Consider the following 15,259-nt stretch of genomic DNA (forward strand, 5'->3'; position numbering starts at 1 on the left):
GCTTTCATTGATTTCGTTTCGATCAGCGCTTTTTGCATTGCCGTGTTCATTTTCGCTGCGCTGTCGCTGGGTGGCCTCTGATGACCAGCCTCACCCACTCCGAAAAGTTCGACATCGCGCTCGGGATGGTTCAGGTCGAGCTGCGCGCCGCGGCGACCGAGTTCAAGTCGGCCAAGCGGGACACGCGATCGGCTATCACCTATCGGTCTTGGCATGCAGCGAGCCTCGTCTGCGTGCTTCTGGTGAAGCACCAGGACAAGCCGGCCTCGATCGAGTGTTCGCGGGACGGCGCCGAGCGGCCGCGCATCTACGTCCCGATAAAGCAGAGCACCATCTTACCGGAGAGCGCCGGTGAATTCGTCCTGATGCTGCTTCCGAAATGGCTCGCTGTGCGCGCCGAACTTATGGGCATCACGCCGGACCTGAGCCCGGATCGGGCCTGGACCTCAGCCGACATCGACCAATGGGACACCCTTCGCCGGCTGCGATTGCGGATCAACACGAAGATTTACTTCGCGCGCCGCCGCCCGACGTCAAACATCAGCCGGAGCGACGCAGCATGAATAAGCACGTCACTACGGTGGTCCCGTTCCGCCGTCCGCTGGAATCCATTAGCCGCGCCGAGATCGTTAATTGCATGGCGGCTCATCTGGTCGCGGCGATCCTTCACGACGGGCTGGACACGTCTTCCGACGTCGACGTGATCGAATGCCTACTCAACACGCCGGAGCGGTTTCAATCCCGCGTCGTTCTCAATCACTTCGACGACGCGCTGGCCGAGGCGAAGCAAATCCTGATCGCGAAAGAAATGGGGGACGCGTGATGGATCAGTCCGTCGTGGCAATCTTATCGGTATGCGCGTTCGCGATCTTTGCTGCCGGTTACTTGATCGGCTTCACGGAATGGAAGAGCCGTCGGCGCGAACCCGTCGACCTCCATTCCTATGGGAATGACATCGAGCAGCGTGCGCGGAGATTCCAGTAATGCGCGCACGTCGCAGAATACTCGTCGCCGACCTGTTGTGCGGTGCTGGAGGCTCGTCGACCGGATGCGCGCGAGCGCTCGCCGAGCTCGGCGTCGAGATGGATCTCGTCTGCGTCAACCACTGGCCGACTGCGATCGAGACGCACCAGAAAAACCATCCAGAGGCACGGCACTACGTGCAGGACATCGCGACCGTGCGCCCGCACATCATCGTGCCGGAAGGATATCTCGATCTGCTGATGGCCTCGCCGACGTGCACGCATCATTCCGTCGCGCGCGGCGGAAAACCGACCTCCGACCAGCAGCGCTCGGATCCGTGGCACATCATTACCTGGCTGACCGAGCTACGCGTCAAGCGGATCATCATCGAGAACGTCTGGGAGTTCATCTCCTGGGGGCCGGTCGACCATCGCACGGGCCGGCCGGTGCGCTCACGAAAGGGCGAATATTTCCGCGCCTGGATCGATACCATCAAGCGGCTCGGCTTCCAGCCGGAATGGCGCAAACTCAATTCGGCCAACTATGGCGACGCAACGACACGCCAGCGCTTCATCCTAAAGGCGAGGAACGACCGCAAGATCGTCGGTTGGGCGCCGCTGACGCACACCAGGCGCGCCGACAACTTGCTCCTATTCGCCGGCATGAAGCCATGGCGCCCGGCGCGCGAGATCATCGACTGGTCGATTAAGGGCAAATCGATCTTCAACCGAAAGAAGCCGCTCGCCAAGAAAACGCTGGCGCGCATCTATGCCGGTGCCGAGAAGTTCGGTTGGCCCGAACCGTTCCTTGTCGTCCTGCGCAACCACATGGCTGGGCAGACCGTCGATCAGCCGCTGCCGACGATCGCGGCGAACGGGACCCATATTGGGCTGGCCGAACCGATCATCCTCTCGGCACAGAACAGCGGCAATCCTCGCTCCGCCGGAGAGCCGCTCCCGACGATCACCACGGGCGGCGCAGGCGTTGAGGCGCGCCCTGGCTGCGCACGGCCGATCCTCGTCGAGCCATTTATCCTCAATCGCCATGGTGACGGATACGCCGAAACCCGGGCGCACTCGATCGAGGAGCCGGCACCAACTGCCAACTGTGATGGGGGCGGCTACTTGGTCGCGCCTTTCGTGCTCTCCCGTCACGCTGGCGGCGCGCCGCGGTCGGTGGACGAGCCAACGCCGACGCAGGTGGCGAAGCAAAGCCACGTGCTGATCTCTCCGTATTATGGCTCCGGCTCCGGAGAGACATGCCAGAGCGCGGAGGAGCCGCTGCCGACTGTGACGTCAAAGGGGCGGTTCGGCATGGTGGTGCCTGTCACCCACACGCAGGGCGGCAACAGTGCGCGCGATATCGCCGAACCGCTCCCGACCCTGACGACTGCAAAGGGCGGCGAGTTCGCCATGGTCGTTCCCGTGACGCATGACGGCGGGATCGACAGGTCGTTGGACCCATCTACCGAGCCACTACCGACAGTGACCGGAGCCAACCGCGGAGAACTGGCCTTCATCACCGCGCAATTCGGTGAGCGAGAGGGCCAGTCGCCGCGCGCGCATGGCATCGACCAGCCGGTTCCGGCTATCTGTGCGACCGGCCACATGAACCTGGTCGAGGCCACGCCGCAATACGACATCCTCTTCCGGATGCTCGAGCCGCACGAGCTGGCCGCAGCCATGGGATTCGACGGCGACGATCAGCAATATGAATTCGTCGGCACCAAGACCGAGAAAATCAAGCAGATCGGCAACGCCGTCTCCGTCTCAATGATGAAGGCGGAGGTCAAAGCGATCATGGCGGATGCGGCCCAGATGGTGCAGCCCGTCGTCGAAACACGCGCGCGAGGCGCTCAATGAGCGATCTCCGCCAGCGCCACCCCAGGCAGCGAGACGAGGCGCACCTGCGCTACGTGCGCGCGCAGCCGTGCTGCATTGGATACTGCAACCGACCTGCCGAAGCCGCACATATCCGCATGGCTTGCCTCGCGATCGGCAAGCCGAGCACGGGAATGGGCGAGAAGCCAGACGACAAATGGACGGTGCCACTCTGCCACTATCATCATCAGTCCGGTGCGCTGGCGCAGCACAAGATCGGCGAGGAACGCTTCTGGCGCGAGGTTCATGGGATCAATCCCTTTGCGCTCGCCGCGAAGCTCTGGGCCGAATCCGGCGGCGCCGCTCGCGAGCTGATGCCGGCGCGACCTCCGCGCGCGAAGTCGACCAAGCCGCGAAAGCCAAAAGAGAAGCGACGCAAGATCGTGGCCGCGCGCCGGACGATCGCGGGAAAGCGCTTCAACGGCGATCCGATCCCGAGCCGGTTGGTGGCGCCATGAAGGATTGGCTTCTCGGCGCTGTGCTCGGCTGCGCGATCTTCTACGGGGCGCTTCACGTTCTCGCCTGGTTCGCGCCGCCTCCGATTTGCGTGCCAGTTTCTGGCGGCTGTTCGACCAGCAAGGGGAATTAATATGATGAAGGAAGAAGCAGCGTCCTCGCCGGGTCGCCGTCCTCCGCTCGATGTTCGAATCCATGACAGCAGCATCGACATTTGGCAGGACGATGCCAACGACCCGACCTTTCGTGATGAGATCTACGCGCCCCTCTTGAAGTCCATGAGGAGGAAAGGCTGGGAAGTAAAGGCTGACCCTGAAACGCTCAAACGCTATCGGTCTCTGAGCCCGAATTATCGACTGGCAAAGCGCGGAAATCTTCGAGCCTCGATCAGGCTTTCCGGCCGCGTCGTCGAGGTCAATTTCTGGGCGGAGACGTGGCCGCTCGATAACCCAAACGGCCGGCGTTATGACTTCGACAAGATGGCGCGCATGCATCACCTCGACCGCCTTCGCGTCGAGCTCGAATTCAAGCGCATCATCCGTTGGCTTGAGACGCTGGCGCCGATCAAGGTGTCGCGGTCGGACGATCGCGATATGCCCGCGATGCAGCGCATCGAAAAGCGCTATGCCGAAAGCTGGCATACCGACAAGGCTCTCGGCCGGCCGCACTGGCATTACGACTACAACCGAAAGGCCAAGGGCGGTGCCCTCCTGGACCACGGTCAGACCGTCTGGCTCGCTGACGACAAGGGTCGGATCATCCGCGGCACCGCCTACTACAACATCAACAACATGTGGTGGGTTATTGCCGGAGGGAAGCTGCTCAATGAAAGCAGCCATTCGCTCTATGTCGCGCCGCCTGCCGATCTCCGTAGCAGGCAGAACGAGCGCGTGCGCCGGAGCCGGCTTGAGCGGGAACTGTCCATCGCCGTTGAGCGCATGGACTTCCAGCGCGCTCAGTTGCTCAAGCACATCTTGTTCGGCGCCGAGCAAACATTCCTGATCTGGGCGCGCAACAAGCAAGCTTATTACCGCTCGCAATACTCCGGCTATACGACCGACCGCATCAACGCGGGAAAATACACCCGCGGCGAAGCCGAAGCCGAATGCCGGCGAGTCCCCCATGAACTTGAGATGGTTTGCCCAGATGGGAGCCACGTCTCCTTTAAGCGGAGGGTGGCATGAGCGCGCTGCTCATCGCTCTGGCTCTCCTCTGGGTCTACCTCACGGCTAGCTTAGCGGCCTCTGCATTCATCTTCCTCGCATACCGCGGCACCAAGGATCAAATCGCGTTCTCGATCATCGCGTTCGTGGCCTGGCCTGGATACGTGATCGAATGCATTCGTAATCCGGTGCGGTCATGAAGAAGGATCATCTCAAGGAAATGGCGCACGCGCACACAAATCTGACCGTGTTCGCCGGCGTCGTTTCGCTGCTCGAAGGCGGCCATCTTTACGGCTCTACTAGCGACCGTACCGCGCAACGCATCATTGATCTCTGCAAAGCAGAGCAGCAGCGGTGCCTCGAGCGATACGACCAAGCTTTGGCGGCATACCGTTCAAAGGTGCAGCCATGAGCGTTTGGCCCACCGGAAACCGACGCAGCACGCTACTCGGACCGTCGAGCGGAAAGAAGTCGCGATGGTTCGATTATGCGCTGATCCCGGTAATTTTCCTGTTTGGGTTCGTTGCAGTGGTGGCGATGGATTTGGGCGGACTATGGGAGCGGGTGTTGGCGTTCCTTGGATACAAAATGACGAAGGGGCTCGGAAAGTGATTGATTATCAGGATTTGGCCAATCGTATTGAGCGCGGCGATATCAAGGCTCTTTCGATCAAGCAGCCCTACCACCGCTGGTTACGCGCGCATGAAGCTCTCGCCAACTGTCGCTGATTACCCCCGCGAACCGCGCCCACACCACATCTACGAAGGCTAACCGGCAATGAAGATCTTGAATCACATCTTCGGAAAGAAGATGCCCAACTCCACCGCGATTGCGTCTGAGATCGCTCGCGCCGAAAGCGAGATCACCGAACACCGCGCGAAAATCGAAAGCGCGCTTTCCAGTATTGCCACGCTTGACGACGCTTCACACGTCAAGATGGAAGAAAGTGTCGCCGCGCTGCGCCGGGCCGTTGCACGTCTCGACGCGCGTATCACTGCCCTACATGTGGAACACGCCACGGCGTTCGCGTCCGAAGCGGAAGCCGAAAAGCAGGCTGAGGCCGAACATTTCCGGCAGCGTGCGGAAGCGGCCCGCAACGCGGTCGAGATCGAGGCGGCCGAACTTCTCAGCGCGTACAACAAACACGCCGCTGCGATTGGTGACATCATCGCACGGCTGAACGAAATCAACGCCGAGGCGCAAAGCTGCAATGAAACTGGACGTCACATTCCGGGCTTCGAGCCGGTGCGCAGCACCGATGCTGCACATCGGAAGCACCCCGACCGGCAGGCAAGTGAACGGCGAGAGAAGCGGCTGTGCTGGGTCTTTAGGTACCCTGCTAGCCCGTCCGACACGGAACGGGTGAAGTATCAAGTGGAGGCCGCACGCGAAACGGTAATCGAAGCGACTATCAATCCTGACACGGGCAAAGCAATCGCCGTTACGCCGGAGCGCTATAACTATTTTGGCCGCGAGCTTATCATCAAGCCGGGGCTCGAAGAGCGCGAGATTGTTGTCGAGCGGACTAGCTTTAGACCGGGCCGTGTTGAAGCCAGCCTTAGCAATTGCGTCCTCCCGCCCGGATTTGTCGGCGGTGACGATCATTGGCCGCGTGAGTGATACTCGCAGGGCGCTCGGCACCGCTCTCCCGAAAGAGTTCGAGTTGGGTCAATTCTGGATGTCGGCTCCGAGCGCCGCAACGTCTGCTAAGGAGGCTGTGTCAAAACGCAAAAAGTCGAAGCGTGACGAAAATGTTCTTCCCATATCGACCTGAGATTCTGCTTGCGAATTTGTGCGCACGTAGATCGACGAAATGCTTGTTCTATCGCAGTTGAACGTCTTCGCGTTTTCGCACAGCCAAGACCAGAAGTGGACATTCAATCAATAAACCAGAATGCTTTAGCGCCAGACACCTCCATACGCTGGGTATGAACGCTTAGCATTTCGATAATGCTCGCATTGCAACATCTCCGGATACGTTAGCTTACTGCAAAAGCTGGCGGAGTTCTTGATCGATCAACGTCCACGGCGCATTCAAGTTGACTGTCCGGACGGAGATGGTCTTCCCAAGTATGATGTAATCCTCACGAAGGTCGCGATCGACGCGCGGATATATCAATATTCCGTGGGGTTGCAGCCCGTCGGCCTTTGCATTCATGAGATAACTCAGAATCTGATACAGGTTGGCATTGTGGAGCTTTTCGACATCGTAGTGGCTGCTTAGGGTATTGGTGTAAAATTTTGCGTCGATAATCTTGTATTCTCCGCCGCGTCGTGCAGAGATATCCGTGCGCATCCGCGGCAGATAGCGCAATTCAGGATCTGTCGCGCTACGCGCATCCCACTTGATATCTTCCCGCACCACTGACCATTGCGGGCATTCGCGGGTAATGAAATTGAATAGAAACGATTCAAACAATCTTGCCATTGCCGCATCGTCGCGCGCGAAGTCGCGGAACTTACGATCACCATTTGCCTCATCGACCAACCACGAATTGTGAACAAACTCGCAGACATCGAGCAAGAACCCATAATATGCCCGGTTGGAAGAAACCTGCACCTTTCGAAACAACGCGCTGGTTAAGTCAATCTCTTTGATATCTCTTAGTGACCTTACCACTGCACGCATATGGGACCGGAGCTCGCGATCGAGCTCTCCAAACCTCAATAACTGCTTCACCGTTGTATTTAAGATGCGATTGGCTGTCGTATTCAGACTTACCTCGTCGAACACACAGACGGCTTGCCCCTGAACAAACGAGTTCTTTCGCAGACTACCGCCAAAATCGATACGGCCGCGAATGCCCGAAACCGTCTCATGCTGGACGTCGAAACATTTCTCAAGCCCGCGTCGCGCTAAATGATCGATACCCTTGTAAAGAACGGCGGCGAACAAATCTGCGAGCTTTGTCGTCGGAAGACTGCTCATATCCGCGATGGCCGCTTGCTCGAGCCGGTTCCAAGCGTAGCACAGTAGGTAATAGACGTTTTGAATGGGGATGCTGTTGGCCATGAGCTATTTTTTTAGCAAACGTTGATGCCACTCCTCCGCATTCGTGCCTTCGAACCAGTACTCGCGAAGTAGCGGCACAATCTTGTGCTCGATGCGGTGATTGTAAGCGTCTTCGGCCGCGTCCTCGCCCGGCAGATCACAAAAATCGCTATGGCCGATCATGCAGCCGCGCCCCAGATCGCGATCATCCGCAATTGCCTTGTTGAGGGCACCGAACACTTCCCGCATGTGGTCAACTAAAGCCTCCGGGATTTTGCTAGCTATCATGAAGTCGTAGAATTGCTTAGTGTCGAACCCGGGTTCGATATCAAAAAACTCGAAACGACGGCGCAAAGCGTAGTCAACTAGCGCCAACGAGCGATCGGCGGTGTTCATAAGCCCTAAGATGTGGATATTGCTGGGAATGAAAAAGCGCTCATCGTCATCGGTTGAGTAAGCAAGCTCGACGGCGAACTCTTTTTTACGTTTGTCACGCTCGATGAGCATAAACAGCTCGCCGAACACCTTGCTCAAGTTGGCTCGGTTGATTTCATCGATAATAAAGACGTAAGGCCGGCTGATATCCGCCGCCGCACGGCGACAAAAGCGCAGGAAAACGCCATCCTTTCGTAGGAACCCACCTTTACCGTCTGGCCTATAACCTTGGACAAAATCTTCGTATGCGTATGATGCATGAAATTGGACAAACTGGACTCGTTCTGGATCAACGACGCCCAAGAATGCGTCAGCTAACCGCCGAGCGATGAATGTCTTGCCTACTCCCGGCGGGCCTTGAAGAACCACATTCTTGTTAAGCCTTAGACTTGCTAGAAAATTCTCAAAGTCCTCCTGTTCGACAAAAATGTCTCTGAGGGCCGCTTCAACGGAAACGCTCTCCTTCGGTGCGTCAGCAGCTAAGTTTGAACTCGGGGCGATCGCATCAATGTAGAGCTGTATCATCGCATCCAAGTGAGCGGTCAGAGTCTCGACATCAAGTTCGTCCGGCACCGTAAACGCCACATCGACGAACGAGTCGCCATAGCGGTCGGCTTCTCGACTGTGTTTCTCCTTCAAGAATGAACCTACGGTCTGCTTCTGAACAACTTTCGCCCAACGTTGCTGCGGCGAATGCGTCTCACTCACCCCATATGCCAAAATTAGGACCTTGGCTTCGCGATAGTAAAGAAGGACCGGGTAGATTCCTTCGCTAACTTTCTGGCCGGCGCCTAGAAACGCGATCCACGGCACTCTCGAGAACACCCCTTGACCGAAGCTGACCTTGATTTGCAGCCCGCGATATTCCTTCGGATAGTCACTCGTTCGAAGGCTTTCGCCGGCGTCTGCTTGCACTAAGAATTTTTCAATGAGAGTGCCGACCAGGTCCTTCTGAACGATCGAGAAGCCAAGCTCGCGAAGTATTGCGAAAGCAGCAGTGTCCTCGCCACCAGCGAAATCAGATCGCGGTACTACCGATCCGGTAAGCTTTTCGAGCGCGTACGATAGGACCAGCTTGGGCGGATAACGCTTCTCGCCGATAACAAGGTCATAGGTCGATGACCTGGCTCCCGAAGGAACCCCTTCGGTATCAATCCTTGAGATGGCTTCGAGGACGTGCTCCGGGGTGAGTCCCGCCGCTAAAGATATTACATCTTTCTGCCAACGCTCTTTAAGCGGGCTGCAATAATAGTCGAGATCGGCTGTGTTTAGCTCTTTTTCAAGAGCTGTTCGGATAGCACGCAAGTGTCGATCGAGTTCATTGGCCGGCATTTTCGCCACTTGCGCGCGTGGAATGTTTCCAAACCGGTCGGCAATTGTTGTGCGATCACCAGCCGAAAAGATCCTCTCAAAGTCGTCAGGAAACAACAAAAAGACAAGCATATGACGAAACTGCCGCGCCTGCGCGTCAGCGACGTTCTGTAGCCACGATACGAACTTCCAAGGGTCTTGCAGCAGTTGTGTCTGCTCGTCCGATGAAAGCGATCGAAACTGCAAAAGAAAATTGATGCAGAAGGTCAGTTCGCGCGGCCGATGATTATTGAACCCGGGGCCGGCACTGCCAATCCCCGACAAAACTTCGTCAGAAACCAGCGGGCTACTTTCCGGCCACGCTACCCCTGACCAATCCCAAATCTGCTGGATGCGCGAGCGCTTGGTGCGCGCCGAAAGGTTGCTCGGGCTCAACAACAGCAGCCACATGACTTCCGCGGCTAGCATTTTGACCTGAGGGCTGCTGCTGGCCAACTGATCCTTCAACTTGTTGAGGAACGATCGATCCGTTTCGTCCGGGTTGAGGGTGAAAACCTCGTTCAAGGTTTCGATATTTTGCGTCGCCCACACCTTCTCGGAGGAGAACATTGACTCCTGGCTCAGCAGGGCATGGTCGCGCCACTGTGCAGCGGCGCGAAGCACAGCGCTGATGTCCTTTTCACAAGCAAACCGGCTCACATCGCCCTCATTCGAAAGTTAAAACTGCTGTTACTGACGCAATCTGAGGTATAAACATAAACCGGTCTCCGTCGAGCCGCAAAATTAACGACATCCCGAAACGCGACGTTCGTTCCGCGCCAATCACTGACTGCTGCACCTTCACAATTGCGCGCCCTGGTCTAGACCTCGCGCCGAAACCACTCCAACTCACGCTCGAAGAACGAGATATGCGCGTCTACAGTCCGCTTTCGATCGGAGTCGGCGGGCTGCCATGATCGCGATAGCGTGAGGGGCGACCGCTGCCAGCCCCAACAAGGCGCTACTAATCAGCAGCGATCCATGCGGAATTGCGGTCACCAATCACGGTCCCTTTGAGCTCGATCTGACATCCGCGCGAACTCGTGCAGCGCCCGATGGTCTGCTCTCTGGTTTCCCTGGACGCCTGCCCGAGCAAAACTCCGACAGGGTTGTAATCCTGCTGGTTCTGCAGCAGCGCCGCGGTATTGTTGTCGACGAGGATCATTAGACCGCTGACAGCGACTTTCTGACCGTGAAGAGCACGCGCGTCAATTTTCAGTTCTCGGATTGAGATGGGCTTGTAGCCGGCGCTGGCCAACGAGGCTACGTGCTGCGCTTCCCTCTGACTTCTTAGCTTGGCATCTTCAACCATGAGACGCGCCTCGACAAAGCCTGCGGTTTCCCTCCTTCGATCAGCGCCGTAAGTCCCTAATACAGACGAAGACGCACTCCACATCGCGAAGGATGCCGGCAAATCGGGCTGCTTGGTCATACCACAGAACCCAGCGATACGAAGGATCGTGGCGAGATCCTCATCGCTGAGATCGATCGCCTTTTTCGAACGGTAGACCTGTTGCCTGCCCGTGTCGGACAGAATTGAATTGGAGGTATCGCACGAAGAAAACTGACTCTTGAGCTTTTCGAAGAATGGCTGGTTTGTCTTCTCGTGAGTTTGAATAACCGCAAGTGTACAAAGACGCTTCGCAGCACGCGCTTCTGCTCCATTTGCGCCTTCGCTTTGAATCACATTTGAGCTGCAGAGCTCATAGACATTCTTTGCGACTTCGTCCTCGAGGCCCACGAGACTCGGCCGCTTTCCGATCCTGAGAGACACATTAATGTCGCGTGCGTCTCTCACCACAGTAAGCATTAGCTCGGAGCCGATTGCCTTCGACGTCACGATGCCTACAACGTCAGCTGGCGAAGAGACCTGCTTTCCGTCAACTTCTATGATCACGTCCCCACGCTGAAGCTGAGCGGCAGACGCCGGGCTGCCGCCATCGATACTGACGATCCATGGCCCTCGGGTTAGAGCGGGGACATTGAAAGACACGAATTGGCGAGGGTCGTAAAGTCCTGCCCCAATGTATGGGGAAGGCTTTTCGCCTTGCTTCAGCGCTGCAATCTCGCGCTCTTGCTTTTCACCGAGGAACGTTTGGTATTTAGCGTTTTCGTCGGCTTTCGCCTTGGGATTCACTCGACCGTAACCGCCCATGGGTGGCAGAGGCTGTCCCGGTCGCGATTGAAGAAGCTCGAGCGACTGCGCCACCGCATCTGCATTCGACGAGAAAACAAGGAGCACCGCAAACGCGGCAGAACCAACGAAACGGCGTCGCATTATACTTTCCTGCTTTTTTGCACGTTATGCGCGAGTCTTTGCAGGAAGCAAAGATAGAAGCGAACGTATCGCTACCACTTTAGTCTCTACTCCAATTCCACCGCGCGACATGACGCTGCGCGGCGAGCGGCGCCATCAATTGTTTTCATAGAAGATCATTTTTTTAGTTTACACTTCTCGACGAGAGCCGCGCTCGGTGAAGCGGTATTGGGCCCGCAGCGATTCGCGGGATGGCCGCAAGAGGCACTCCAGAAGAAACTGCGCTCGTTCTCGGCGGGTTTGTCGATTCATGGATAGACCGTCTTGCGAGCCCGTGAGCGAGGCGGTATTTACGTAGTGACGCGGGGGTTGTACTCGACTATTTATCTACCGCCGGTTCTCGATTTCATCTAGACGCGATAAGCCGTCGCGATGTAGCTCATTACTGCTTTACGCATTGGGGAACGTGATGAAAAATCATAAGAACATTCTGTCGCTCGGCGCTGCTCTTGCTTCTCTCACCACCGTTGCTATGCCGACCGCCGAAGCGGCACCGGCAGCTAGGTCTGATGCAGAAACCTTGGGTCAAAACGACCATAGCGCGACGGCAAAGCTCACGCCCAATGCTTTTGTGCGAGCGGGCGAAGAGCTGCTTGGCTTTGTGACAACCACGCAGTCGGATGGAACGATCGTTGTGGCCGGACACTCGTCGCACGCCTCCCATGCGTCTCATGCGTCCCATGCCTCTAGCCGGTACTAACGCAAGCGCACCTACCGTAAGCGTAACAGTCGATTTCGACTCGAGCGTCCAAACTTTGGGGGCGCTCGAGGCGGCTATTTATCGCTTAGTTGGGATAGCGACGTGTCAAATTGAACGAGATGCGGATCGATTTGTCTGCCATCTCGCGTCAAAATCGACTTCGCGCTTACCGTTGACCGGCCTCGAACTCAAAGAGCGTTTTCTTGAAATCGTCTCCGATGAGAATTTGAGATTGCGCGTTGCGGAGAGGACCGATGGCATGCGGAACGTGATTCTCGCCCTCGCCTTCGGCTCCCTCGCCTCATCTCAAGGCAGCTAATCTACGGATTCGATATGGCCAAGTTTCTACCGCCTGAGGCGTTCAGTGCCCCAGGCGACGCGTTGTCGTTGCTGCCATTCAATTTCGAACGAATGGGCTCCAATGAATACCTAGTCGCGAACTTGGTCGGAGACTTTGTTCGATTGACTCAGACTGAGCTCAACAAGCTAGTTGATTTGCAGCTCCAACCTGGAGATGGACTTTATGAGCGTGCTTATGCCGCTCATTTGGTCACTCGCGAAGGCCAGCAATCTCAACGGCAGCTACTAGCTCTACGACTTCGCAGTCGAATGTCATTCTTACGTCAAGTCACGCCCCTGCATATCTTCGTGGTCACCCTTCGCTGCGAACACTCTTGCCCCTATTGCCAAGTCTCTCGGCAAAGCACAGATCGCTCCCGGTTCGACATGACCGAGGAGATCGCCCAGCGCGCCCTCGATGTTGCTTTTCAAAGCCATTCTCCACGCATAAAGATCGAGTTCCAAGGCGGTGAACCGCTTCTAAATTTTCCGCTGATCAAAACGATCGTTTCGGCGGCGAGGGACCGATCCATCGCAGCAAAAAAAGCCGTGGATTTTGTCATCGCCTCGAACCTTGCACTCCTAAACGACGAGATTCTTGCTTTTTGCAAACAGAACGACGTGCTCATTTCGACCTCACTGGATGGTCCTGCAGACTTGCACAACAGAAATCGTCCAAGACCGGGCGGTAATAGCCACGACCTTGCCGTCAACGGACTAAGGCGCGCCAAAGAGGTGCTTGGTTCCGACCGGGTCGGAGCGTTAATGACCACGACCGAAGCGAGCTTGGATCGTGTCGACGAGATAATCGATGAGTACCTGCAACTCGACTTGGACGGCATCTTCCTCAGGCCGCTCTCGCCTTTCGGCTTCGCCATCAAAACGAAGCAGTATGATCGATATGATATAGAGAAATGGCTCGCGTTCTACGAGCGGGGCCTACGTCGAATTATCGAAATCAATCGCTCCGGCAGACCGTTTAGAGAGTTCTATGCCGCACTCATCCTCTCCAGGATGATGTCAGATCGACCAATCGGCTATGTCGACCTTCGCAGTCCCGCAGGGATCGGTATCGGCGCACTCGTCTACAATTATGACGGCAGCGTTTTTGCTTCAGACGAAGGCCGTATGCTCGCTGAAACAGGTGACAATACATTTCGTCTCGGTCATGTCGACAACGACGACTATAGCTCCTTAATCATGTCGGATCGACTCATTGAGGCAATTTCTTCGTCGCTAACTCAATGTGCTCCGGAATGCTCAAGCTGTGTATTCGAGCCCCATTGTGGCGCTGATCCGGTTTATCACCACGCCACGCAGGGTGATGCGCTCGGCATCAAGCCCCTTTCCGCATTTTGCGCGAGACAAAAGGGCGTTATGCGCCTGCTTCTTGAGATATTAGAGACACCGTCGGATGCAGCAATTCTGCGGAGTTGGGCTACGTGATCAAGCTACAATTATCCGGTATGGCCCTTGATTGTCATGGTCTAGATCCATGCCGCGAACGCTCCGTGGTAAGGCTCAACCGACCAGACCAATCAGGTACGGAAAACCCCTTCGATTTCGCGCTCATTCGAACGATCGAAGAGTTCTATCGCGCGAGGTCACTCAATTGGCGATCGATGCTTGGAGTTGGCGATGGATTAGCGCCGATCCTTGCAGAAGGATCGGAACGATCGATAGTCCTGCCAAGTCAATTCGATTACCTGGCCGACGGGGATGTTATCGGCTTTCAGCACGCTTCCAAGCGCGTTCGTTCGCTTTACCGACATGGTTCGAAGCATAACTCGTTCTTGGTCACAGAGAGATGCAACAACTACTGCCTAATGTGTTCACAGCCACCAAAGGACGTGGACGACAATTGGATCTTGGACGAAATATCGGAAAGTTTGCCGCTCCTCGACAAGGGTCTGCCGTCCCTTACATTTACGGGCGGCGAACCGTTGACCAACTGGCGCAGATTTGTAGAGATCATCGCCGAATGCCGCAACCAGTTGCCGAACACCGCGATTCAAGTGCTGACAAACGGCAGAGCATTCTCAGAATCTCAGATCGTCGGTGCTTGGAGTGCAGCTCAGCACCCAAACTTGATTGCGGCAATACCGGTCTATTCGGCCGTCGATCACATTCACGATCATGTCGTACAAGCAAGAGGAGCCTTTGACGAGACGATCCTCGGCATTCTTAAGCTGAAGGATCGTCGTCAACGCGTTGAAATCAGGATCGTCCTGCATGCGCTAACCGCCCCTACTATCGCACAGACTTGCCGTTGGTTGTCTCGCAATTTTCCGTTCGTTGACCACGTGGCAATAATGGGGATGGAGAATACCGGTTTTGCGCTCGCAAATGATGCGTTGTTGTGGATTGACCCCGAGGATTACAGGACCGAGCTGACTGAAGCGGTCGAGCTTCTCAGCGCCGCGCGTGTCAACGTGTCGATATACAATCTGCCGCGTTGCACTCTCGATCCAGCCGTATGGCCCTTCGCGGTCCAGTCCATTTCCGACTGGAAGAACGGATACGTCGAAGAATGCAAATCGTGCTCGGAGCGTGCGCGATGCAGCGGCTTTTTCACATCGGGACGTACGCGCTTCAGTCGCGGCGTCCGCCCCATCGCCTGACCCTGCGCCTCCAATGAAATTGGGTAAATCGGTCGTCTGGGCT

General features: G+C 56.6%; 16 protein-coding genes. 13 read left to right on the forward strand and 3 right to left on the reverse strand.

Annotated features, from left to right (window positions below; genetic code table 11):
• Positions 1-80 precede the first annotated feature (80 nt).
• From AC5ZG1_RS05090 to AC5ZG1_RS05130, 9 genes are all read left to right on the forward strand, one after another.
• Positions 81-563: a hypothetical protein gene (locus AC5ZG1_RS05090; RefSeq protein ID WP_496132149.1), complete on the forward strand. Its 483-nt coding sequence runs from the start codon at positions 81-83 to the stop codon at positions 561-563.
• Complete coding sequence (locus AC5ZG1_RS05095) at positions 560-823, forward strand: hypothetical protein (protein WP_496132150.1); 264 nt, start codon at positions 560-562, stop codon at positions 821-823. The genes AC5ZG1_RS05090 and AC5ZG1_RS05095 overlap by 4 nt, the downstream gene beginning before the upstream one ends.
• A 160-nt stretch (positions 824-983) precedes the next feature.
• On the forward strand, positions 984-2,825 hold the full coding sequence (locus AC5ZG1_RS05100; protein ID WP_496132151.1) for a DNA cytosine methyltransferase: 1,842 nt from the start codon (positions 984-986) through the stop codon (positions 2,823-2,825).
• Positions 2,822-3,301: a DUF968 domain-containing protein gene (locus tag AC5ZG1_RS05105; RefSeq protein WP_496132152.1), complete on the forward strand. Its 480-nt coding sequence runs from the start codon at positions 2,822-2,824 to the stop codon at positions 3,299-3,301. The genes AC5ZG1_RS05100 and AC5ZG1_RS05105 overlap by 4 nt, the downstream gene beginning before the upstream one ends.
• Before the next feature lie 135 nt (positions 3,302-3,436).
• On the forward strand, positions 3,437-4,483 hold the full coding sequence (locus AC5ZG1_RS05110) for a hypothetical protein (RefSeq protein WP_496132153.1): 1,047 nt from the start codon (positions 3,437-3,439) through the stop codon (positions 4,481-4,483).
• Positions 4,480-4,662 carry a hypothetical protein gene (locus AC5ZG1_RS05115; protein WP_496132154.1) on the forward strand — a complete coding sequence of 61 codons (183 nt, stop codon included), beginning with the start codon at positions 4,480-4,482 and terminating at the stop codon, positions 4,660-4,662. Before AC5ZG1_RS05110 ends, AC5ZG1_RS05115 begins: the two co-directional genes overlap by 4 nt.
• Positions 4,659-4,874 (forward strand): hypothetical protein, encoded by a 216-nt coding sequence (locus tag AC5ZG1_RS05120; protein WP_496132155.1) that lies wholly within the window; start codon positions 4,659-4,661, stop codon positions 4,872-4,874. The genes AC5ZG1_RS05115 and AC5ZG1_RS05120 overlap by 4 nt, the downstream gene beginning before the upstream one ends.
• Complete coding sequence (locus AC5ZG1_RS05125) at positions 4,871-5,074, forward strand: hypothetical protein (RefSeq protein WP_496132156.1); 204 nt, start codon at positions 4,871-4,873, stop codon at positions 5,072-5,074. The genes AC5ZG1_RS05120 and AC5ZG1_RS05125 overlap by 4 nt, the downstream gene beginning before the upstream one ends.
• A gap of 165 nt (positions 5,075-5,239) precedes the next feature.
• Positions 5,240-6,082 (forward strand): hypothetical protein, encoded by an 843-nt coding sequence (locus tag AC5ZG1_RS05130; RefSeq protein WP_496132157.1) that lies wholly within the window; start codon positions 5,240-5,242, stop codon positions 6,080-6,082.
• Positions 6,083-6,446: 364 nt separating this feature from the next.
• Here the strand turns inward: AC5ZG1_RS05130 and AC5ZG1_RS05135 are convergent, their stop codons facing one another.
• From AC5ZG1_RS05135 to AC5ZG1_RS05145, 3 genes are all read right to left on the reverse strand, one after another.
• Positions 6,447-7,475 (reverse strand): 5-methylcytosine restriction system specificity protein McrC, encoded by a 1,029-nt coding sequence (locus AC5ZG1_RS05135; RefSeq protein WP_496132158.1) that lies wholly within the window; start codon positions 7,473-7,475, stop codon positions 6,447-6,449.
• Between the two features lie 3 nt (positions 7,476-7,478).
• Positions 7,479-9,899, reverse strand: a complete 2,421-nt coding sequence (locus AC5ZG1_RS05140) for an MrcB family domain-containing protein (protein ID WP_496132159.1) — start codon at positions 9,897-9,899, stop codon at positions 7,479-7,481.
• Between the two features lie 304 nt (positions 9,900-10,203).
• Entirely contained in the window at positions 10,204-11,517 is a 1,314-nt protein-coding gene (locus AC5ZG1_RS05145; RefSeq protein ID WP_496132160.1) for a S1C family serine protease, read from the reverse strand.
• A 448-nt stretch (positions 11,518-11,965) separates the two neighbouring features.
• Here AC5ZG1_RS05145 and AC5ZG1_RS05150 point away from each other — a divergent pair, with 448 nt between their 5' ends.
• Genes AC5ZG1_RS05150 through hxsC form a run of 4 tightly spaced genes read left to right on the forward strand, consistent with a single transcriptional unit; the run spans position 11,966 to position 15,216 of the window.
• Complete coding sequence (locus AC5ZG1_RS05150; RefSeq protein WP_496132161.1) at positions 11,966-12,256, forward strand: hypothetical protein; 291 nt, start codon at positions 11,966-11,968, stop codon at positions 12,254-12,256.
• Positions 12,237-12,575 (forward strand): HxsD-related protein, encoded by a 339-nt coding sequence (locus tag AC5ZG1_RS05155; RefSeq protein ID WP_496132329.1) that lies wholly within the window; start codon positions 12,237-12,239, stop codon positions 12,573-12,575. The genes AC5ZG1_RS05150 and AC5ZG1_RS05155 overlap by 20 nt, the downstream gene beginning before the upstream one ends.
• A gap of 14 nt (positions 12,576-12,589) precedes the next feature.
• Positions 12,590-14,041, forward strand: a complete 1,452-nt coding sequence (gene hxsB, locus AC5ZG1_RS05160) for a His-Xaa-Ser system radical SAM maturase HxsB (protein ID WP_496132162.1) — start codon at positions 12,590-12,592, stop codon at positions 14,039-14,041.
• Positions 14,038-15,216, forward strand: coding sequence for a His-Xaa-Ser system radical SAM maturase HxsC (gene hxsC, locus AC5ZG1_RS05165; RefSeq protein WP_496132163.1), 1,179 nt, complete (start codon positions 14,038-14,040; stop codon positions 15,214-15,216). Before hxsB ends, hxsC begins: the two co-directional genes overlap by 4 nt.
• Positions 15,217-15,259: the final 43 nt, after the last annotated feature.

The sequence above is a fragment of the Bradyrhizobium sp. Leo78 genome, from assembly GCF_059512425.1.